Below are 21,195 nucleotides of genomic sequence, written 5' to 3'. Positions count from 1 at the left end.
ACTATTAGTTATTTTTAAATGGATCAGGGATTGTTAATTTTTGTGCATCAGAGTCACCAATCCCAGCATAAAGTTCAGCAATACCATCTGCTTTTCTGATTAAACCTCCGCTAAATACAACGTCTGCTAAATCCGGTCTTTTGGGCTCACTGGGAGCAAAATCAGCACGTTCCGCAATAATTTTTTCCTGCTCGATTTGTGTAAAATCTTCATTCAGGCAAAAAGAACATGCATAATAATGACGATCACCTGCTTCGTCAAAACAAGCGATATGACCAAGAATCCCAATGCGACCACCTTCTAGCAAATGAATTTCATTACCACCACCCCATTCATCACCTGAAAAATTTCGTTTTAACAGGGGTGCTTTTTCAATTTTCTCTATTGTTAAATCCACTAGTGAATTAATGACAGTTGCGCCAATTTTCCCGCGACCGCCTTTTTCGCCTTGTGGTCTAGTTAACACTAAAATTCGACCGTCCGTTAGCTCTTTCACTCGTAAATCTTTCATTCCAATTGGACCTGTAAAAATTTGCTCAAAATTGGTAAGGGAAGTTGCACGATATAAATTAGTGCGCCAATCTAGCATAGTCGGGTCCGTTTCTTTCGCAAAAACTTCCACACCGCCAATAATAAGTTCACCTTGTACAAAGGTTACAAATGGATCTTGAAGAGTTAGGACAGTCGTATTTTCAACTAATTGATACACATCTTTTGCCGTATTCTCAAAAAAACGTATTTCCGCAAATTCACTATCCCGCGATTCCACACGTCCTGCAATATATTCTTTCCCGAGCCAAGTAAAAGGCGCAGTAATGTTATATACATCCTTGTCAAAAGCACCAGTTAACTCAAGACGAGTGTGAGAAGCAGTCTTCGTTTCACGATAAACTCGCAATAATGTTTCTATAGATTTCATGTTAATCCTCCACTCTGAGCGCAATTCCAGCGTACGCTCCCATCTTAATGCCAGCTTCTAACATCTCCGCTTCTCCAAAAATAAGCTCTGACTTCCCTTGAAGCGGATATGTCACCTCTGTCTCACCAAAGTGTAGTAAAAATAAGAATTCCCCACGCTGATAGCTAAGTATTTCATCCTTTAAAGTTAATGAGGCGTATTCCTTTTCTTTAAAATTTTGATTTTTTCGAAAGGCAAGTAAAGTCTGGTAATAATGCCACATCGATAATGCTTCTTTTTCTTTTAAACTAGCCATTTTAATCCATGGCTGACCGCTAGTAAACGGTTTGCCATCTGGAAACACCATCGGACTGCGCGCCTTGTCACGTGTTTTATTTATAGCGACTTCAAGTGCATTTTTTTCATCTAAACCTGCTTGTAAGGCTTGATAATAAGCAGCAGTCCCTTGAATATCACGCATTTCTTCTACAGAGGAAAAGGCTAAGTCTGGCATTCCCACTTCCTCTCCGTAGTAAATAAATGGGACACCTTTAGCAGTTAACATTAAAAAAGCTAATAATTTCGTTTTGGATAAATTCCCGTTTGAAAGTCGTGTTGTAAACCTACTCATATCATGGCTACCAAAGAAAAGTGTTGGCCATTGCCCATCTTTTAATTCTGTTTCCATCTCATTTAAAGTAGTAAATACCGATTTCGCGTCAAGTTTATCGACACTTCCAAAATTAAAATTGAAAGTAACGTCCAGCATCGTTTTCGAACTATATCTCGCAATTTCCGGCAATTTGTCTGAGCTAATTTCACCTACTAAAAATACCTCGCGCTCTTTACGGCAAAATGCGGCTATATCTTCTAAAGCTTCTTCCAACCCTTGTTGATTTCGATCATAAACATGCTCCATTTCCTTATCAATATCTGGATTATCAGGAAATTCAAGTACGAGCGTTAAATTATTAATGACATCTAATCTAAATCCTGCCACTCCTTCATTTAACCAAAATGCTAAAACTCGCTTGATTTCAGCACGAACAGCTGGATTTGCCCAGTTAAGATCAGCTTGTTCTTTTGCAAAGCTATGATAATAATATTCTTCCGTAAGTTTATCGAACTCCCATGCTGAGCCACCAAAAAACGACTCCCAATTATTTGGTTTTTCACGCCAAATATAATAATCTCGTTTAGGATTTTTTTTGCTACTCCGCGACTCTTTAAACCAAGCATGTTCTGTCGAAGAATGATTTAATACTAAGTCAATAATCACTTTTATGCCTCGCGCATCTGCTGCTTTCATAAATTCTCGAAAATCAGCCATATTGCCATAATCTGGATTTATATCACAGTAATCCGAAACATCATAGCCATTATCCACTTGTGGTGAGGGGTAAAATGGAGTGAGCCAAATGCCATCAATCCCTAAATCCGTCAAATAGTCTAACCTACTAGTCAGCCCTTTAAAATCCCCTAAACCATCATTATTGCTATCTTGAAATGATTTCATATAAATTTCATAAAAAACACTACCTCGCCAAAACTCCAAGTTCAGTCGCTCCTTTTATTTCAAAGTAAATTGCATTCCTTCTTGGAATTTCTTCGAGAAGAATAAGAACAGAATAATAAGTGGTAACGTTAATAGTACAGAAGCTGCATACATGGGACCTGGATAAGTTGCATACGGGCCAAACATTTGTGAAATCAGTACATTCAGTGTTACCGTTCCATCACTCTTTGTTACAAGCATATCCCAAAGTAAATTCGTCCATCTGTCTGTGAATAAGAACAAGAAGATAACTGTTGTGATTGATTTAGACATTGGAAGTACAACTCGAAAGAGAATTTTCAAATCGCTCGCGCCATCTAATTTTGCTGCTTCAATTAAAGTATCTGGAATCGCTTTAAAAAAGTTGGTATACATAAATACCGCCCATAAACTAAGCATTGTTGGAATAATCATTCCGGCATACGTATCTAGTAATCCAAAGTCTGTAATCATTAAAAACTGTGGAATTAGCAAAATAATCGCCGGGAAAAACATTTGAAATAAAATCGCATTATTAACTATTTTTTTACCTTTAAAATCAACTTTTGCTAGCGCATAGCCAACCATTAGGCCAAAAAGTAGCATCAAACCTGTCGCAATAGTGGATACAATGATGGTATTAATAAACGCATGAATCCAAGGTGCGGGCGCCGCAACAACAGAATTTCCAAACAACCAATCCCACGAACGAGTAGTGAATTCAGTCGGAATGAGTTTTTTATCCACTTGATCCCAAGCTGCAAACGAATTTAATACCAAATAAATAAACGGATAAATCATAATTAACATGAGTAATGTTGTCAGGATATAGCGAACAATTTTTCCCGCTTTACTATTATGTCCAACCATTTCTTTGACCCCATTTCTCAAGCATTTTCTTAATAACACCAATCGATGCAAATGTGACAGTAGCAGCCATTAGAGAAATCGCTGAAGCATAACCAGAATTCAGGTTAACAAATGCTTGGTTGAAAATTTCCATTTGCCACGTATTTGTTGCAAAATTCGGTCCACCACCAGTTAGTTGGTAAACTTCGGTAAAAATCCCAAAACTCACACCCACTGCTAAAACAATTACTGTAAATAGTGCTGGATATAACATCGGAACAGTAACTTTCCAAAAGGTTCTAAAACGACCAGAGCCGTCCATCGCTGCTGCTTCATAAATTTCATGGTTAATACTAGCAAGTCCAGAAATTAAAATAAGCGCATAATAACCAGACATTTTCCAAGCAATCATTAGCGAAATAATAACGAGCGCGGACATTGGTGTTCCGAGCCAATCAATATCCCAACCAAAATGCTCGCGTAAAAACACATTCAGTGCACTATTGTATGAAAGTAACCCTTGCACAATTAGCGAAGTTACAACACCTGAAGACAAATATGGTAGAAAAAACGCAACCAAATAAAGTCCTTTAAACTTTGGTAACCCGTTCACTAAAACGGCAACAATCATCGAAATAATTAGTGCCATCGGAACAAACACAATTAAAAACTTATACGTAACAAAAAAGGCCGCCTGAACTGCTGGACTAGTAAAAGCTTTGATAAAATTATCAAATCCAACAAAATTGATTTCCGGACTCATCATATTCCAATCAGTTACAGATAACCAAATTGACCAAACGAGCGGGACTAAGAAAAATACCGCTGTGAATATGAGATACGGGCTGGTAAACGACCAGCCCAATTTATTATTTCGCCGCTTCATTTTTGAAGCACCCCGTCCTCAGCTTTCTTCATGTCAGACCAAGCTTTAGCAGGTTTTTTCTCCCCGCGTACAATCGGATTCCATGCTTCTTCTCCAAGAACTTGTTGAATATCATTGTATTTCGCATCATCCATCGCCGGAATACTATAAGGTACATTAGCTGCATAAACTTCTAATTCTGGATTTTCTTTGAAGAATGCGGTGAAAGCTTCATTTTCAGTTGCATCATCACGCGCCGGAATTAAATTAGTAGTTTCAAGGAATTTCAAATCATTTTTATCGTCGCTATAAACAAATTTCAAGAAATCCATTGCTGCTTCTTTTTCTTTGTCTGTTGCTTGAGCATACATTACAACACCTTTTGAATCAGCATACGTAGCAATATTTTTTTCGCTCGCCATGTTATCTGGTACAAGTGGTGCAGTTATTGCATAATTTTCATTATATTTAAGTTCTGGAAATTTTTCGTCCCAGTTAGGGAAAGTCCATGGGCCATTGTCTGCCATGATACTTGTTCCTGTTTCAAACGGATCTGTTGCTTTACTTGCAAGAAGTAATTTATTTTTTTGCAATTCGGACATAAAGGTTAATAGTTCAGTTCCAGCTTTATCATCTGCTACTAATTTGCCATCTTCTACAAATGCATTTCCTTTTGAAGCTGCATCATACAGTGGGAAGAAATCAAACCAGCGCATCCAAGCTGTTGGATCAGATAAATCACCTTTAGCCCAAAGTACTTTATCTGGATATTTTGCTTTTAATTTTTTACCAACTTCAAGGGCTTCACTGTAAGTTTTTGGCGGAGCATCGTAGCCAAGTTCTTTTAAGGTATCTAAACGCCAAGCAAAAAGAATTGGATTGGAGTAGACAGGTAGCACATATTGATTGCCATCAGAGAATTTCCAAGAATCCATTGTTTCACTCATTTTTCTTTCTTTTACAACATCATCAAGACCTTTTACATCGTTCAAAGGTACAATAGCTTTACTATCTGCTAATTGTGCAGCGAAACTACGATTGATATTTTCAGACATAGTTGGTGCCGTTTTAGAGGCGATAGCTGATTGAATTGTCGCTTCTGATGATGGACTTTCTTTCATTTGGGAAACTTCAACTGTTACATCTGGATTTTCTTTTTCGTATGCTTTTGCCATTTCATCCCAATATTTTACTTGAGTTGGATTTGGAGCTGCCCAAAACGTTACTTTTGTTTTACCGTTATCGTCTCCACTTTTGTTTCCTCCACCGCCACAAGCAGTTAGTAATGAGCCAGCAACCGCAACACTAAGAGCCGCAATAGCAATTTTTCTAATCTTCATATCAATAATCCTCCTAATTCCACTTTTTGTAATTGTAAGCGCTTGATTACAATTACATTATCACATTACATTTTTGTAATGTCAATAATTACTTTTATAAATTCTTTTAATATAAGTGTTTTAAGGATTTAATGTTAAAAATCTTAAAAATTACTTTTAACATTACTTTTTAATTATAAAATTTTTGCTATTTTGTGAATTAACTTCTATAATAGAATAAACAGAGGAAAACGGAGGGGGAAATATGAAGAAAGTTACGATGCAAGATATTGCTGACAGGCTAAATATAACGAAAAATTCAGTTTCACAAGCTTTAGGTAATAAAAACGGGGTTAGTGAACAAACAAAACTAGCTGTTTTTAAAATGGCTGATGAATTAGGCTATAAATATAAAAGAGAAATTGCGCGAGAAGTCGTAAAAGAAAAATTTGCACTTTTGGCAACTTCATTCGCTTTATCACAGCGTAGTTTTTTTGGCGAAATTATTGATAATATAAAACAAAGCGTCATTGCGCACCAAGCAGAATTAATTATTTTTCCAGTGACCGATGACGAGGCTCGAATGAATCAACTTCCCGAGCAATTGAAAAAAGAAAACTGGACAGGAATATTCTTACTTTCGCATATAAATACAGCATATAGTAAGAAAGTGATTGAACTTGGTATGCCAGTGGTACTCATTGATCACCACGATCCGCATTTAAAAGCTGATGCAGTTATTAGCCAAAATAAAGATGGTGCGTTTATGGCAGTTGAATTTTTAATTGAAAACAAGCATCAAAAAATCGGTTTTCTTGGTGATATAACTTTTTCGCCGAGTTACGAAGAACGTTTTGAAGGCTATAAAAAAGCATTGCAGTATTATCACATTCCTTTTAATGAAAAATATGCCATTACACGAATTAAAGAAGAACAAACGACACTGTACCGGACGTTAGACGAGTTAGATGAACTTCCAACTGCTTGGTTTTGCGTCAATTCAGGTCTTGGCTTTATTTTGAATACTTATTTGCAATCAAAAGGATATAACATCCCAAAAGACTTATCGATTATTTGTTTCGATAATACCGAATTTACTGTACTTAGTAATCCTCAGCTTACAACTATGTGTACAAATCTCTCCTTTATGGGAGAAAAAGCAGTAGAACTTATGTATAACCGCGTAAGAAAACCAGATGAGGGCTTTGTTCATCTGGCGCTTGCTACTAATTTAATAGCCCGAGATTCTGTTGGCGAAAACAAAAAAAACGATTCAGCAACTGAGAGCTGAATCGATTTTTTAATTTGCATTTAGAACAACCACTTCTTTTTGTAAAAACGTCAAAACAGCTGCAAATAATTTATCTGCTTGTTCATCCTGACAAATTACATGTTTTGACCCCTCTAAAATAAATAATTCTTTTGGACCAGGTATACTTTCCATTAAAAAATTAACGCTTTTTTCAGCAGGAACTATTTGGTCGGCGCTGCCTTGTGCAATAAAAGTTGGAATTTCAATATGTTCAAAAACTGGTTTTGCTAGAGCTACCATTTTTTTGAATTGTAGTGTCGAAGTCCAAGGGGTTTCGGTTACTTTCTTTTGATAACGTTTAAACATCGGGCTATTTTTAAGCGTTACTTCTTTTGCTTCCGTTAATACTTGCTTGGAATTTCCGATAATTTGTGGCCATTCCATCGCATTTACGGCTGTGCTTAGAAGTACTAACTTTTTCACTTCTGGATAATGCCTCGCGAGCCATCCCGCGAGCAAACCACCCATAGAAAAACCAATAATATATACTTCATCGTCTTCTTTTAGCATTTGACTTAAAATACTGTCTACAAAAACAATCCAATCTTTATACGTCACATTTTTTAAGTGGCTCAGGTGATCATGGCCAGGTAATGTGGGTGCTAAAACATCCCAATCTGTATGCTCTCGCAAATAATCAGCGAGCGGCTTCACCTCGGACGGCGAACCAGTAAAACCATGAATACACAAACAAGCAACCATTATGCCTTTCCTCCTGTCCAAATAATTACCCATTAAGCGGTAATATCATATGTCCAATTTTATTCGTTACTTAATAATAAGATTTTCTACTACATCTTTCAAGCCCATTCCGTAAGAACCTTTGACCAGTATCCATTCATTTCCATTTATTTCTGAAAGAAGCGCCGTCTCAAGCGATTCCTTTGTGTCAAAGTGTTGAACTTTTCCCTGACCAATTTTTGTCTCAGCGACTGATTTGAAAGCTTTCATCGCTTCACCGTATAAGAAAATCTTCTCAATCGTGTCATTTTCTAGTACTTCTGCAGATTCTTGGTGTAGTTTTGTCGACAAATCGCCTAATTCAAGCATATCTGCAAGCACTAAATATTTTGGTTTACCTTTTGAGTCCATATGCATAAAAGTTTTTAAAACTGTTTTTAACGCAGTCGGACTGGAATTATAGGCATCATTTAAAATACGTGCGCCACTTTTTGTCGTTATCCATTCTAAACGACTTTTAGAACGTTCCATGTTTTTAAGTGCTGATTGTATTTTTTCTCCTTCAATACCAATTTCTCTTGCCGCAAGCATTGCCGCCATCGTGTTGAAAACGTTATGCTCCCCAATAATTGGAACAAAGATTTCAAGGTCTGGCTCCCAGTTTGTTATAAAAGAGGTTCCTTCTGCTTCAGCGCGAATTTCTAATGGGTAAATTTCCGCTGCATCTGATTTACCAAAAGTTAGTTGTCTAAAGTCACCATCTATATTTCCTAGAAGAAGATTTTCTTCATGCGGATAAATTAAAATCCCACTTGGGTTTAGACCAGCTGTAATTTCAAGTTTCGCTTTAGCAATTTCTTCGCGTGAACCAAGATATTCAATATGTGCCTCCCCAATGTTAGTAATAATCGCAATATCAGGTTTGGCAATTTTCGAAAGCACTTCGATTTCATGACGATGATTCATCCCCATCTCAAGTACTGCCACTTCGGTATCTTCCGGCATCGTTAAAATAGTATAAGGTAAGCCGATATGGTTATTAAAATTCCCGCCAGTATAGTGCACTTTATAAGTCGTTTCAACAATTGCTGCCATAATATCTTTTGTAGTCGTTTTTCCATTGCTTCCAGTGATTGCAATTACTTTTGGTTTTACTTGCTGAATATATTTCGCTGCCAGTTCTTGAAGTGCTAGCAAAGTATTTCCCACTAAAATAACCGGGAAATCAGTTGGTGGATTTGGTACATCTTTTTGCCAAAAAGTCGCCACTGCTCCCATTTCTCGTGCCTGACTTACGAATTCATGTCCATCACGCAAATTCCCTACAAATGGAACAAATAAATCTCCTGACTTTATTTGCCTTGTGTCAAAACAAACGCCAGTAATGACGACATCGCGAAATGTATCTACATGGATGGAACTATCTAACATTGCTACTACTTCGCCTACTGTTTTTTTCAAATTAAATCGCTCTCTTCCATAAAAAAGCAGCTTCCGCATCTGAAAACTGCTTTCTTGTTTATTTTAGTCTTCTAATCTATATTTAAGTGCATTTTTAGCGGCGTGGCGTTCTTTTGCCAAATCAACTAATCGTTCAATTAACGCTCCGTATGGTAAGCCAGTTTCCTGCCAAAGTAGTGGATACATGCTATATGGTGTGAAACCAGGCATTGTATTTACTTCATTTAAGAACAACTGATTATCTTCCGTTAAGAAAAAGTCAGCACGCACTAGCCCGCTTGCATCAAGACCTAAGAATGCTTGAACTGCATATTCTTTCATTTGTTCCAAAATTTCCGGTTCTACTTCAGTCGGAATAATTAACGCAGTATTATTATCTTGATATTTAGCTTTGTAATCGTAGAAAGTGGCAACTGCACCTTCTGGCAAAATTTCACCAGGAACAGAGCAAACTGGCGTATCGTTTCCAAGTACACCCATTTCGATTTCGCGAGCGACTACTCCTTGTTCGACAACAACACGGCGGTCATATAAAAATGCTTCTGCCATTGCTTCTGCTAATTCTTTTTTGTTTGTTGCTTTACTAATACCAACACTTGAACCAAGATTTGCTGGTTTTACGAAGACTGGATATGTAAGTACTTCTTCCATCTCAGCAATCATTTCCGCTTGATAGTTTTTCCAATCAATTAAACGAACAGCAACTGCTGGAACTTGTGGAATACCAGCGTCTGCAAAAATTTTCTTCATCACAATTTTATCCATTGCTGCCGATGAAGCTAGGACGCCATTGCCAACGTAAGGAATATTTAAAACTTCGAACAAGCCTTGGACAGTTCCATCTTCCCCGTTTGGACCATGTAAAAGTGGGAATACGACTGTTTCTTGTCCGTCAGCTTCTAAAACAGCTGGGCTAATTGCTTCCCCTTCAGATTTCTCTGATTCAGTCGTAGCAAGTCTTACTGTATCTGTAGCCGAAAAACGTAATTGTTCGACAAAATCTAATTTTCCAGAAAGAAGTGGCCCTTGAATCCACTCCCCGTCATTGGTAATATATATTGGCTTAGCTTCAAATTTTTCTAAATCTAAAGCATTGATTACTGAAAATGCTGTTTGTAAGGAAACCTCGTGCTCAGCAGATTTTCCACCGTATAATAAAATTAACTTGGTTTTCATAATACCCCTCCGTCATTATTCGCTTTATCTATTTTACCATGTTTTAGCAAGATGAAAAGACATAACTAAAAAATAGGTTGAAAAAATCTTCATTTTTGGATTAAGAAAGGTGTGCGCTTATTCCAAAAAGATCTTTTCCAACCTATTTTATTTAAACGCCAGATGTTAATTTTAGACCGACAACGCCAGCAATAATCATCGTAATAAAGAGCAGTTTCCCGACACTCTTACGCTCTTTGAAGACCACCATTCCGAGTGTGACACTGCCAACAGCCCCAATTCCGGTCCAAATCGCATAACCTGTACCAATCGGAATTGTTTTAAGTGCGAGAGATAATAAGAAGAAGCTCGCTGACATAAAGATAATGGTGAGTACCGCAAATCCAAGACGTTTAAACCCATCTGATAACTTCAGCATCACAACAAAAACCATTTCGCACAAACCTGCTACGAGTAAAAATATCCAATCCATCGTTATTTAGCCTCCTTCTCAGACTCATTACCATCCACTAACTTAAGACCAATAATTCCTGTTAGTAAGACAATTAACGAAACAATTTTCCAAAAAGAAACACCTTCTGAAAGAAAAATCATTCCAATAATCGCCGTACCAGCTGCCCCGATTCCGGTGAATACCGCATAGGCCGTACCAATTGGAATCGACTTCATGGAAAGCGAAAACAAACCGAAACTAACAATTAGAAAGGCTATTGTTAAAAGGCTCCACCCTACCATTGTAAAGCCGTGAGATTCTTTCAGTCCAAAAGCCCAAACAATTTCCGATAATCCTGCCATAATCAAATAAAACCAAGCCATTTTCCTTACCTCCAATTTATTCGAGTAAACTTGCGAGAACTTCCCATGCGGATTTCCTACGCAATTCAAATTCTGTTTCATCATAAATTCCGTGCTCTACGCTAAGCCCATCAAGTAACGCATAAAATACATGCATCCATCTTATTAACACAACTTCAGACACAGCAGGTTCAAGTGTTTTTCGTAAAATATCATTCGTTAATTGCTCATAAGTCCTTGTTTCTTCTTTTAATTCATTAAAAAGGGACTTTGGTGGATAAAATACCGCTCGCTGGAAAAATTTCTTTGTATCAGGACTACTTGAAAAATCAGTTGCAACAAAAAAAATTGTTCGAAGTTTTTCTGCTCCTATCAACTCTTCTTGCTCAGCCACTTTACTTAATTCGCTTAATTCTGTGTGGATTGAATCTTGGTACACTTCCATAAAAAGCGCTTCTTTAGAGGGAAAGTGTGCATATAGCGAAGGCGTTTTAATCCCTACAGCTTTCGCAATTTCAGAAAGAGCGGTCCCGTCGTATCCTTTTTCCGCAAAAAGGGTTAGCGCTATTTCTTTAATAAGTTTTTTTGTCATTAGAAACTCCCTCCTAACTAACGTTCATTAGTTAAATTCTATCAAATAAAAAACCAAACGTAAAGGAAAAGGTTTGATTTTTTATTTTTCGATATATTTCCATTCATTTTGTTTTAAATCATAGACTAATTTTGCAACTTCTTCTTCATAGTAAATTTTTGAAGTTATTTCTAGTTCAGTCATTTCTTCCGTAAGTCCAAGGCCAATTGGTACTTCAATTTGGGTCCTAGTTCTAACGACATCATCCATTGCGATACAAGCACCGTCTTTAAAATAATCGGCCATTTTTTTGAGTAGCTCAACTGGTGGTTCGGAAACATATTTTTTCTTTCCAAACGAAAAAATGCCTTTTTCATTAACAAGTTCCGATGTTTTCCGGGCAATGACATAACTTAACAACATATAAAAATGATTTAAATTCCGGTAATATACTTTATTGTAGCGGCCGTCTTCCCTAGTTAAATAAACAAAATTATTTTGTAATTTATAATAAAAAGGTGAACGAAGGTGGCGACCTGTATGCGCAAGATAAAGCATCTCAGCTACTTCTTGTGGTGTAAGTTGGTTCAAAAGTTCCACATCTTCAAAATCAATCCAACAAAGTGGACTAAAATTTTCTTTAGCTATATTTGCTAAATCTCCTGGCTCTAAGTAATGAAAAGCGGTGTGTGCATTATAAGACGCATCTTCCATATTATGTTTAATTAACAATATATTTTCAGGTGGTTGGCCTACACCATTTAGAAAATCACAAAAAGAGATGCCGCTAGTCGCTACATTGTTAATAACATGATCAATATGAACATAAATAGATTGTTGGTTAACTACTTCTTTTTTCATGTATTTGCCTCACTCTATTTCTATTTTCTTCATTCACAAAAGTCTTCCATACCATCATACAACATTTTCGCTTAAAAAGGATAACAGAAACATCAAAACTTAATGACTAATTTATGACAAAGAAAAAAGCGGAGTAAGTTTACATGTATATTTTGTTGTTTTTCGTTCACTTACAAAAACAACCGCAAATAACATATAAAAATTCTCCACTCATCCATTTTATTGCAATCGAAGTGTCATATTTGGTATTGCTTTACCGCTTACCGCTTTCCATATATCTTTTCGGGATTTGGTTTTTTCAACCACGATACCTTTTTCTTTGAGCTGACGGATTACTTGATTCAAATCTTTTTGATTATTATCCAAACTCATCACTCCATCTTCCAAATTTGTTTTCATTCTTTTCATTATCTCTCTTCCCTTACTTTACCATATTCTCTTTAGTAAAAATACCCTATTAAGTAAAAAACTAACCTATAATCTCGATTTTTTTCAAGAAAGCGTTTGAAAACCGAATTTTATTGGATAATACCATATTAATATAAAGAATAATCATCTTTTTCATATAATGTTTCCCAATGAATTTATAGTAGCTTTTTATATAATTATAAAATATAAGAAGCAATAATTGTTGACTAAAAGTTAAAAAATTACTGTTTTGTGACGAAAATGTGAAAAAACATCTCCACAAAATCTTGATTATAAATAAAATAACTAACAAACATCCCTTCTTCATTGATTCAGCGCTTAAAAACAAAAACTTTTTATCTTTCACACTTTTGTCACAGTTTTCATCATGTATTTCCTATATAATAAAATAAAGGCATCAAACATCGGAGGAATGACATGAAAAGACGGATTATTATTAGCTGTACCGCAATTTTTTCAACTTTTATCGTAACCGGAACCTATCTCTTCTTAACAAATCAACAAACTTCAACCCCTGAAAAAAACACTTCTATTTCGAAAAAAGATCGTCCGCCTTCCAAACCAAAAGATTCAAGTCAACCTGATAAAGATAAAAAAAGCAGTTCAAATAATAAAAGTATCGAACTAGAAACAAAATTTGGCAATAACACATTAGAAGTGGATGAATTATCTGGAAAAACCCCACAAAAGCCTATTTATCAAAATAAAAATACTGAAATCAAATTAGCAGATGACAAAAAAGCACAAGTGAAAAAAAAGAAAAGTTCCAACCCAAATAACAATACGCCAAAGAAAACAACTCCAAATCAACAAGAACCGGTGGAGGAGGCGCCAACCAAAGATATGTATTTTTATGATAAAAATCGAGTAATGGAACCAATCAATGCCCAGCTAGAAACATTGGATCTAGCAACGCTTGAAGCGAAAGAGCATCTAGTAGTTGGAGCTGACATAGCCAAACTTCAACATTTGATTTCAACTAACCAATTAAGTTATAAAGAATTAGCTGGAATTTACCTCAACCGAATTAAAAAGTACGATCAAAACGGACTTATGTTAAATTCAGTAACGGAGATTAGCTCTACTATTATTTCAGAAGCAGAACAACTTGATAATCAAAATACAACAAACAAACCCGCTCTCTACGGTATGCCTATCCTTTTAAAAGATAATATAGGCACTATCACTCTTCCAACAAGTGCCGGTACTGTAGCTCTTAAAGACTGGGTTATAGAAAAAGATGCAGCTATCGTGGATAAATTGAAAGCAAATGGTGCCTTAATTCTTGGCAAAACCAATATGTCCGAATGGGCAGCTGGAATGGATGATGAATTACCGAATGGCTACTCAGGAAAAAAAGGATTGAGTAAAAACCCTTATTCTTCAGATTTAGATCCTTCTGGTTCAAGCTCTGGATCTGCAACTGCCGCTACGTGTGATTTTGCTGCCATTGCCATCGGAACAGAAACAAATGGTTCTATCATTTCGCCAGCCTCAGCCCAATCAGCAGTTGGCTTTAAACCTAGCCAAGGTCTTGTAAATAACGCGGGAATTATCCCGCTCTCAAGTAGATTTGATACACCTGGTCCTCTTACAAAGACAGTCACAGATGCTTATGTAACAGCAAATATCTTAATGGACGAAACAAAACAAACAAACCTTTCCAAAGATGCACTTAAAAATAAAAAAATTGGACTACTGGCTGACGGCGAAAGTAATGAAGAAACGGCTATCCTCAAGAAAATCAAAAAAGATTTAACAAACGCGGGTGCCACCATTATAGAAGGCATCGCAATACAAGAATTAGAGCAAGTAGATGTTGATTTTTCCACTTTATTAAACGCAGATTTCAAACGAGATCTTAATCAATTTTTACAAATTAATCATTCTCCTATGTCGACATTAGAATCAATTATCGCTTTTAATAACACTAATCCTAGTAGAAATATGCAATATGGTCAAAGTGAACTTATAAAGGCGCAGAAAAGCACGATGACGAAAAAGCAAGCGGATGATTTAGCCAATCAACTTATTCGTACTGCCCGAAGCGAACTGGATTCTGCATTACAAAATGACAAGTTAGATGCAGTTGTAACAGTTGGTATGGGCGGATCTGTGATGTTTTTAGCGCCCATCGCTGGAAACCCAGAGCTCACTATCCCAGCTGGCTATGATGAGGAATCAAATCAACCCGTAAGCTTAACATTTATTTCTCGGCGAAATACGGACATAGCTTTACTGAATATGGGATATGCTTACGAACAATACTCAAAAAACCGAAAAAACCCTATTTTAACAAAACAATAAAAAAAGCAATATACCTGTATTTTTCAGGTATATTGCTTTTTTTATAAAACTTTATCTAAGAAACTGATTGTTCTTTCGTTTGTAGGATGGTCAAAAATATCTGCTGGTTTTCCTTCTTCCACAATATAACCACCATCCATAAAGATAACACGATCACCAACTTCGCGAGCAAAGCCCATTTCGTGGGTAACAATCATCATTGTCATTCCACCTTTAGCTAACTCTTTCATTACACCAAGAACTTCTCCGACCATTTCAGGGTCAAGCGCAGATGTTGGCTCGTCAAACAACATAATATCAGGATCCATTGCAAGAGCTCTCGCAATAGCAACCCGTTGTTTTTGTCCACCAGACAGTTGATTAGGAAACTCATCTGCTTTTTCTCTTAAACCAACTTGTTCGAGCAAACGAAGCGCGTTACTTTTCGCTGCTTCTTTATCCATTTTTTTCAATTCCACCGGAGCTAAAGTAATATTTTCTAAAACAGAAAGATGTGGAAATAAATTAAAATGTTGGAAAACCATACCAATGTTTTCCCGAACTTTATTAATATCTACTTTTTTATCGGTGATATTATAATCGTCGACAATTACTTCACCCGCAGTGATTTCCTCCAAGTTATTCATACAACGAAGAAAGGTACTTTTACCAGAACCAGATGGCCCGATGACACACACTACTTCGCCTTCTTTTACTTCTATATCAATGCCTTTTAGCACTTCATTCGCGCCAAAGCTTTTTTTAAGACCTGTTACTTTAAGTTTAGTCATTTCGTAATCTCCTTTCCAAACGATCGGACACTTTCGTTAAGATGGTAATGACGATCAAGTACATAATTCCGATGATAAGCCAAGTCCATGTACTTTCAAACGTACGCGCCATAATAATTTTACCAGATTGTGTTAATTCGACGAGCCCAATTGCCGACATAATCGACGTATCTTTCAAAGTGATAACGAACTGGTTGATAAAGGATGGAATCATCATCCGAATTGCTTGCGGTAGAACAACTTTCATCATTGCTTTTTTATGTGGTAAGCCAAGACTTCTCGCTGCTTCCATTTGTCCTTTGTCAACAGATTGAATCCCGCCGCGGACAATTTCTACCATATAAGCACCGGCATTTAAGCTTAGAGCTATGACCCCTGCCAAAAATACTGGCATCCTAAAGTCGAGCGCTGCTGGAATACCAAAGTAGAAGAAGAATGCTTGAACAATTAACGGTGTTCCACGGAAAATATCCACATAAACCGTTGCAATTCCACGTAGAATTTTACTGTTGCTTACTTTCATAAAGCCAAATGTAATCCCGATTATAAAGGCAATAATTAATGAAACAACGGCTAGACGAATCGTCAACCACATTCCAGCTAAAAGTGCTGGCCAGGAAGATTTAATAATACCCATGAAGCCTTTTTCAGTAGTATTTTCTTTAACAGCGTCTTTCCCTAAATAAGTTTTAAGGATTTCCTTATATTCTCCGCTAGCTTTAATATTAACAAGACCAGCATTGAATTTCTTTAAAAGTTCTTGATTTTGGCCTTTATTAACGGCAAAACCATATGAATTTCCTTTTTCTTTTTCAGTAACGATTTTTAAGCCGTTTCCAGTTTGCACACCATAAGCGAGTACTGGATAATCATCAAAACATGCAACTGAATTTCTTGTTTTAACATCATCATACATTTGTGCGGAATCATCAAAAACAACAATATCAAAACCATAGTTAGCTTTGATTTTTTCAGCAAAAGCATAACCTTCTGTACCTGTTTTAACAGCTACTTTTTTTCCTTTTAAATCTTCATAATTCTTGATTTCATCGTTATCTTTCAGGATTCCCATAACCACACCAGAATCATAATACGGGTCAGAGAAATCAAATTTTTGTTTCCGTTCGTCTGTAATACTCATTCCAGCAATAACACCATCTACTTGGTTAGCTTCAAGCGCTTGAACTGCTGCATTGAACCCCATTGCTTTAATTTCATAGTTGAAATTTTGATCTTTAGCGATGGCCTTAAGAATATCCATATCGATACCGACATGTTTCCCATCTTTTTCAAATTCAAAAGGTGCAAATGTAGTATCAGTACCAATTAAGTATGTTTCTTCTGCGGCTTTTGCATTTAACCCGTTTCCTGTGAAAATGAACATGGCAACACATGCAATTGCCATTGTTAGTATGAAGCGTGAAAATTTCTTCATATTGTGTCCTCCCTCTATATGTGTTTAGCTATAATTAATTATTTTTATGTAGCATTAATTTTTTCCGTACTCGTAAGATTTTACCATAAGGCTAGATTATTGACCATAGTTATTTATGATAAGATTTTCAACACAGCAAAACAAAGAAGCTAATCAGCGAAAGCTAGCTTCTAACTGTTTTTGAATTGGGTTTCAAAATCGTATTCTTTCATCTTAGCATAAGCGGTATACGTACTCTTAGCATTTTCAATAGCTAAATTAAGTTGTTTCTTTTTCCCACCTTTTTGTGGGAATATAGAAGCCTTGCGGAGTGGCTCTCTCAAGATAATTTTATCGAGTTTTTCAGCTATTAGCAACTCTTTTGGTTGGATGTTATTTGGATCATCGTAAAATTGATTGATAAAGTGAGCTAAATCTTCTTGAAGTGAATTTTCGATTGGAAAAACATGCCACTTACTTCCATTGATTGCGCCATTTCGAACAAAAAAAACGAAGATACTTAAATAATTATCTTGTTCATAGCAGCCGATAATATCACGATTTTTTAGTCCAGGGAAAATAATATGTTGTTTTTCGATCGTTTCATTAATTGCATGAATTTTATCTCGTAATTCGGCAGCTCTTTCGAATTCTAATTTTTCGGTGGCTGCTTCCATGTCTTTAGTGAGTTTCCCCTTCACGCCCTTAACATCGCCTTCAAGAAAACGACTGATTTTTTGAATTTGTTTTTTATATACAGCAGGGTCAATTTCCGCTTGGCAAGGCCCTAAGCAAAGTCCTAAATGATAGTACAAACAGGGACGCCCTGGTCTCCCATCACACCTACAAAGTGGGAATAATTTTTCAATAAGCTCTACTGTTTGCCTTGCTGAAAAACGGCCTGGATATGGACCGAAGTAGTGTGCGCCATCTTGTTTCACTTCAAAAACAACTTCGATATGCGGGTTTTTCTCATTCGTGATTTTAATATAGGGATAACTCGTTCCTTCTTTTAACTGGATATTGAAAGGCGGTTGATATTTTTGAATTAAAATCATTTCGAGAAGTAGCGCCTCTTTTTCGGAAGTAGTGATAATAAGTTCTAAGTCACGAATTTGCCTTACAAGCCTTGCCGTTTTACCGATTTGTTTACTATGAAAATAAGACTTTACACGGTTTTTTAAACATTTAGATTTGCCGATATAAAGTATTTCGTTATTTTCGTCTCTATAAATATAGCAACCTGGTGATTCAGGTAATAAGGTTAATTTGGTTTTTAATTTGTCATCCAAAGGGCTTCCCCTCCTTCTAGAACATCTATTCTATTCCTACTTGCTGTTTTTGTAAAGACGAAAAAAGAACTAGCTTAGGCCAGTTCTTCTTATTCGTTATTTTCCCCAAACGTCTTCTGCGATTTTGACGACGTAACGTAATTTGTTCCATTGTGCTTCTTCGCTTAAAATATTACCTTCTTCTGTAGAGGCGAATCCGCACTGTGGGCTGAGGCGTAATTGGTTTAGCGGCACAACCTCACTCGCCTCTCTAATTCGTTCTTTGATTGCCGTTTCGTCTTCTAAATCCCCCGTTTTAGAGGTGATTAAGCCAAGAACAATTTTCAAATCCGGGCGCGCTACATATTTTAGTGGTGAAAAATCTCCAGAACGTTCATTATCATATTCTAAAAAGAAACCATCGATATTTAGTTTACCAAATAACGTTTCTGCCACTGGCCCATAACCGCCTTCTGCTATCCATGTAGAGCGAAAATTCCCGCGACAAATGTGCATCGTAATAACCATATCTGCTGGTTTATATTTAATAGATTCATTGATGAGCGTTTTATACGTTTCTTGCAGCGTATCGGGGTCGAAACCTCGCTCACGTACGACTTCGCGCTGTTCATCAGAGCATAAATAGCTCCACGACGTATCATCTAATTGTAAATAACGACAACCGGCATCATAAAAGGCTTGAATCGCTTTTTGATAAGCCACCGCTAAGTCAGCTACAAATTTATCAGCATCGTCTATATATGGCTGATACTCCATGTCCCCACGATAATGAAGCATCGCCGGACTTGGAATCGTTTGTTTTGCTACATGATTTTCACCAACTACCTCTTTTAGGAAAATAAAATCTTCTATAAATGGATGTGTCGTGAAATCAATTGGACCAGTGATTTTCACCGAATGCGATTTTGTTTGGACTTTGCTAAATTGAATACCTCCCGCTGCATTGTACCCTTCTACTCCATCCAAATTCTCTAAGAAATCAAAATGCCACCAAGCGCGGCGGAATTCGCCATCAGTAATTGCTTTTAAACCCACTTCTTTTTGTTTTTCAACAATATACTTAATTTCTGCGTTTTCAATATCACGTAATTCTTGAGTTGTAATTTCGCCGCTTTGGAATTTCTCGCGTGCCTCTTTAATTGCCTTTGTCCGTAAAATACTTCCAACATGATCTGCGTAAAATGGTGCCACTTGATTCATTTTCTTCGCCTCAATTCTAGTTATTTTTATGTACAAAAAAACTTTCCCCAAAAAGACAGCTTTTAAGGGAAAGAGTGATTTACCTGTTTCGCGTGCCTTATCTGTCAGTGATACTGCTGGATTTGGCACCGTGAAAAGTCCGGTTGCCAAGGCTTCACTGGGCCAGAACCCTCCACCTTTCTTGATAAGTTACTATGTAATTGGTTCTTATTATATCGTTTACTTCTCGTAATTGTCAAATTTATTTCTGAATATTTATGCTTCTGCGATAACTTCGATTTCAATGTCAGCATCAAGCGGTAATTTCGCTACTTGGAAAGCACTTCTAGCTGGGAAATCGCTGGAAAAGAAAGTAGCGTATACTTCATTCACAGCTGTAAAATTATTTAGGTCTTTGAAAAAAACAGTTGCTTTAATGATTTTATCTAGTCCAGAACCAGCTTCTTTTAGTACAGCTGCTAAATTTTTAAAAGCTTGCTCGGCTTGTTTTGTTGCGCCTTCTGCTAATTCTCCGGTTGTTGGGTTAATACCAAGTTGACCTGATGTGAAAATAAGTCCATTCACTTTTACAGCTTGTGAATATGGTCCAAGTGCTTTTGGGGCTGATGAAGTTTGAATAATTTCTTTTACCATTTTATCCCTGCTTTCTTTTGTGGTATGCTTTTATTCTAATAAATAAAGTTAGATTTAGCAATAAAGGGGGATTTCTGGATGATTTTAACGATATATTTAATCGCGATAACGCTTATTTCTTTTCTATTATTCGCTGTTGATAAAAGGAAGGCAATTAAACACGCTTACCGGATACCTGAATCTGTACTGCTTTTCACCGCTTTTCTTGGTGGGGCATTCGGTAGTTGGATGTCAATGCAGTTGTTTCACCATAAAACGCAAAAGCCGAAATTCCGAATTTTAGTGCCACTTGCGATGGTTTGGACTATTGGCATAGTGGTTTGGTGGTTATACTAAATTAACAAGCTAAGTTTGTCCATTTTTTAGCTTTTATAATTTTCAAATTCCCAGTAGAAATAGTTTTGCAGTGCTTGACATGAATCATCCCAATTCTCTTTTGAACACTTTTCTAAAATGATTTCTATCTTTTTTAAAAGTAAATCATAGCTATAATGTTCCATTACTATTAATTTTCGTTTTTCTTTTGGAACATGCTGCAATTTATTTATTGCTCCGGGAGTTACAACTAAAACATAAAAATAATTTCCGCCTTTTTTAACATCATTTGTTCCAATAAACATATCAACAACTAAATAAATTTCTTCTTGGGGACTAGGCTGCCATTCTTTAAGAGGTAAATCAAGTTCTGTAGAATGGATTTCTTGTAATAGAACGAGTTCTAATCTATTTTGTTTTTTCATTTGCTCCACCTTTCTTAAACAATGTCTGAAATTAAATGTATCTAATAACAAAAATACCGACCAGTTTTCTCTGGTCGGTATTGGTTTA

General features: G+C 36.4%; 22 protein-coding genes and 1 riboswitch. Of the genes, 3 read left to right on the top strand and 19 right to left on the bottom strand.

Features of this window, described 5'->3' with window-relative positions:
- Nucleotides 1-4: 4 nt before the first annotated feature.
- The 5 genes from HCB38_RS03235 to HCB38_RS03215 are packed head-to-tail and all read right to left on the bottom strand — an operon-like array spanning nt 5 to nt 5,486.
- Nucleotides 5-919, bottom strand: coding sequence for an MTP-1 family protein (locus tag HCB38_RS03235; protein ID WP_185637536.1), 915 nt, complete (start codon nt 917-919; stop codon nt 5-7).
- Between the two features lies 1 nt (nt 920).
- On the bottom strand, nt 921-2,453 hold the full coding sequence (locus tag HCB38_RS03230) for an alpha-glucosidase (RefSeq protein WP_185637535.1): 1,533 nt from the start codon (nt 2,451-2,453) through the stop codon (nt 921-923).
- Between the two features lie 15 nt (nt 2,454-2,468).
- Nucleotides 2,469-3,302, bottom strand: coding sequence for a carbohydrate ABC transporter permease (locus HCB38_RS03225; protein WP_003721426.1), 834 nt, complete (start codon nt 3,300-3,302; stop codon nt 2,469-2,471).
- The gene (locus HCB38_RS03220) at nt 3,289-4,167 is read right to left on the bottom strand and encodes a carbohydrate ABC transporter permease (RefSeq protein ID WP_185318299.1); all 879 of its coding nucleotides are present in this window, start codon (nt 4,165-4,167) and stop codon (nt 3,289-3,291) included. The genes HCB38_RS03225 and HCB38_RS03220 overlap by 14 nt, the downstream gene beginning before the upstream one ends.
- The gene (locus tag HCB38_RS03215; RefSeq protein WP_185318298.1) at nt 4,164-5,486 is read right to left on the bottom strand and encodes an ABC transporter substrate-binding protein; all 1,323 of its coding nucleotides are present in this window, start codon (nt 5,484-5,486) and stop codon (nt 4,164-4,166) included. Before HCB38_RS03215 ends, HCB38_RS03220 begins: the two co-directional genes overlap by 4 nt.
- 244 nt (nt 5,487-5,730) lie before the next feature.
- On the opposite strand from HCB38_RS03215, the gene HCB38_RS03210 reads away from it, so the two are divergent.
- Nucleotides 5,731-6,756 (top strand): LacI family DNA-binding transcriptional regulator, encoded by a 1,026-nt coding sequence (locus HCB38_RS03210; protein ID WP_185318297.1) that lies wholly within the window; start codon nt 5,731-5,733, stop codon nt 6,754-6,756.
- Between the two features lie 9 nt (nt 6,757-6,765).
- On the opposite strand, the gene HCB38_RS03205 is transcribed toward HCB38_RS03210, so the two are convergent.
- From HCB38_RS03205 to HCB38_RS03170, 8 genes are all read right to left on the bottom strand, one after another.
- Entirely contained in the window at nt 6,766-7,479 is a 714-nt protein-coding gene (locus HCB38_RS03205; RefSeq protein WP_185318296.1) for an alpha/beta hydrolase, read from the bottom strand.
- A gap of 66 nt (nt 7,480-7,545) precedes the next feature.
- A complete protein-coding gene (locus HCB38_RS03200; protein WP_185637532.1) occupies nt 7,546-8,919 on the bottom strand; it encodes a UDP-N-acetylmuramoyl-tripeptide--D-alanyl-D-alanine ligase in 1,374 nt (457 codons plus the stop codon).
- A gap of 63 nt (nt 8,920-8,982) precedes the next feature.
- Complete coding sequence (locus tag HCB38_RS03195) at nt 8,983-10,095, bottom strand: D-alanine--D-alanine ligase (protein ID WP_185318294.1); 1,113 nt, start codon at nt 10,093-10,095, stop codon at nt 8,983-8,985.
- Nucleotides 10,096-10,246: 151 nt separating this feature from the next.
- Entirely contained in the window at nt 10,247-10,567 is a 321-nt protein-coding gene (sugE2, locus tag HCB38_RS03190; protein ID WP_185318293.1) for a quaternary ammonium compound efflux SMR transporter SugE2, read from the bottom strand.
- 2 nt (nt 10,568-10,569) lie between these two features.
- On the bottom strand, nt 10,570-10,911 hold the full coding sequence (gene sugE1, locus HCB38_RS03185; protein ID WP_185318292.1) for a quaternary ammonium compound efflux SMR transporter SugE1: 342 nt from the start codon (nt 10,909-10,911) through the stop codon (nt 10,570-10,572).
- Nucleotides 10,912-10,927: 16 nt separating this feature from the next.
- Entirely contained in the window at nt 10,928-11,482 is a 555-nt protein-coding gene (locus HCB38_RS03180; protein ID WP_185607628.1) for a TetR/AcrR family transcriptional regulator, read from the bottom strand.
- An 81-nt stretch (nt 11,483-11,563) separates the two neighbouring features.
- Nucleotides 11,564-12,322 carry a hypothetical protein gene (locus tag HCB38_RS03175; protein WP_185318290.1) on the bottom strand — a complete coding sequence of 253 codons (759 nt, stop codon included), beginning with the start codon at nt 12,320-12,322 and terminating at the stop codon, nt 11,564-11,566.
- Nucleotides 12,323-12,541: 219 nt separating this feature from the next.
- A complete protein-coding gene (locus HCB38_RS03170; RefSeq protein ID WP_185319000.1) occupies nt 12,542-12,688 on the bottom strand; it encodes an Lmo0850 family protein in 147 nt (48 codons plus the stop codon).
- A gap of 480 nt (nt 12,689-13,168) precedes the next feature.
- Between HCB38_RS03170 and HCB38_RS03165 the strand changes: the two genes are divergently transcribed.
- Entirely contained in the window at nt 13,169-15,058 is a 1,890-nt protein-coding gene (locus tag HCB38_RS03165; RefSeq protein ID WP_185637530.1) for an amidase family protein, read from the top strand.
- 41 nt (nt 15,059-15,099) lie between these two features.
- On the opposite strand, the gene HCB38_RS03160 is transcribed toward HCB38_RS03165, so the two are convergent.
- From HCB38_RS03160 to HCB38_RS03140, 5 genes are all read right to left on the bottom strand, one after another.
- Nucleotides 15,100-15,828, bottom strand: coding sequence for an amino acid ABC transporter ATP-binding protein (locus HCB38_RS03160; RefSeq protein WP_185318288.1), 729 nt, complete (start codon nt 15,826-15,828; stop codon nt 15,100-15,102).
- Nucleotides 15,821-17,263, bottom strand: a complete 1,443-nt coding sequence (locus HCB38_RS03155) for an amino acid ABC transporter substrate-binding protein/permease (protein WP_185637528.1) — start codon at nt 17,261-17,263, stop codon at nt 15,821-15,823. The genes HCB38_RS03160 and HCB38_RS03155 overlap by 8 nt, the downstream gene beginning before the upstream one ends.
- A 170-nt stretch (nt 17,264-17,433) precedes the next feature.
- Complete coding sequence (gene uvrC, locus HCB38_RS03150) at nt 17,434-18,534, bottom strand: excinuclease ABC subunit UvrC (RefSeq protein ID WP_185637526.1); 1,101 nt, start codon at nt 18,532-18,534, stop codon at nt 17,434-17,436.
- Nucleotides 18,535-18,630: 96 nt separating this feature from the next.
- Entirely contained in the window at nt 18,631-19,734 is a 1,104-nt protein-coding gene (locus HCB38_RS03145) for a 5-methyltetrahydropteroyltriglutamate--homocysteine S-methyltransferase (RefSeq protein ID WP_185607625.1), read from the bottom strand.
- A 94-nt stretch (nt 19,735-19,828) separates the two neighbouring features.
- A riboswitch (SAM riboswitch) is annotated at nt 19,829-19,925 on the bottom strand.
- Nucleotides 19,926-19,989: 64 nt separating this feature from the next.
- Nucleotides 19,990-20,367, bottom strand: coding sequence for a RidA family protein (locus tag HCB38_RS03140; protein ID WP_185318284.1), 378 nt, complete (start codon nt 20,365-20,367; stop codon nt 19,990-19,992).
- Between the two features lie 78 nt (nt 20,368-20,445).
- On the opposite strand from HCB38_RS03140, the gene HCB38_RS03135 reads away from it, so the two are divergent.
- Nucleotides 20,446-20,703, top strand: coding sequence for a DUF1294 domain-containing protein (locus HCB38_RS03135; protein WP_185318283.1), 258 nt, complete (start codon nt 20,446-20,448; stop codon nt 20,701-20,703).
- Nucleotides 20,704-20,729: 26 nt separating this feature from the next.
- Here HCB38_RS03135 and HCB38_RS03130 read toward each other — a convergent pair whose 3' ends face one another.
- Nucleotides 20,730-21,107, bottom strand: a complete 378-nt coding sequence (locus HCB38_RS03130) for an Imm8 family immunity protein (protein ID WP_185607623.1) — start codon at nt 21,105-21,107, stop codon at nt 20,730-20,732.
- Between the last annotated feature and the right edge of the window lie 88 nt (nt 21,108-21,195).

Source organism: Listeria farberi, from assembly GCF_014229295.1.
Lineage (GTDB): Bacteria > Bacillota > Bacilli > Lactobacillales > Listeriaceae > Listeria > Listeria farberi.
Note: the sequence above shows the minus strand (reverse complement) of the source record. Positions and strands in the feature narration are given on the sequence as shown.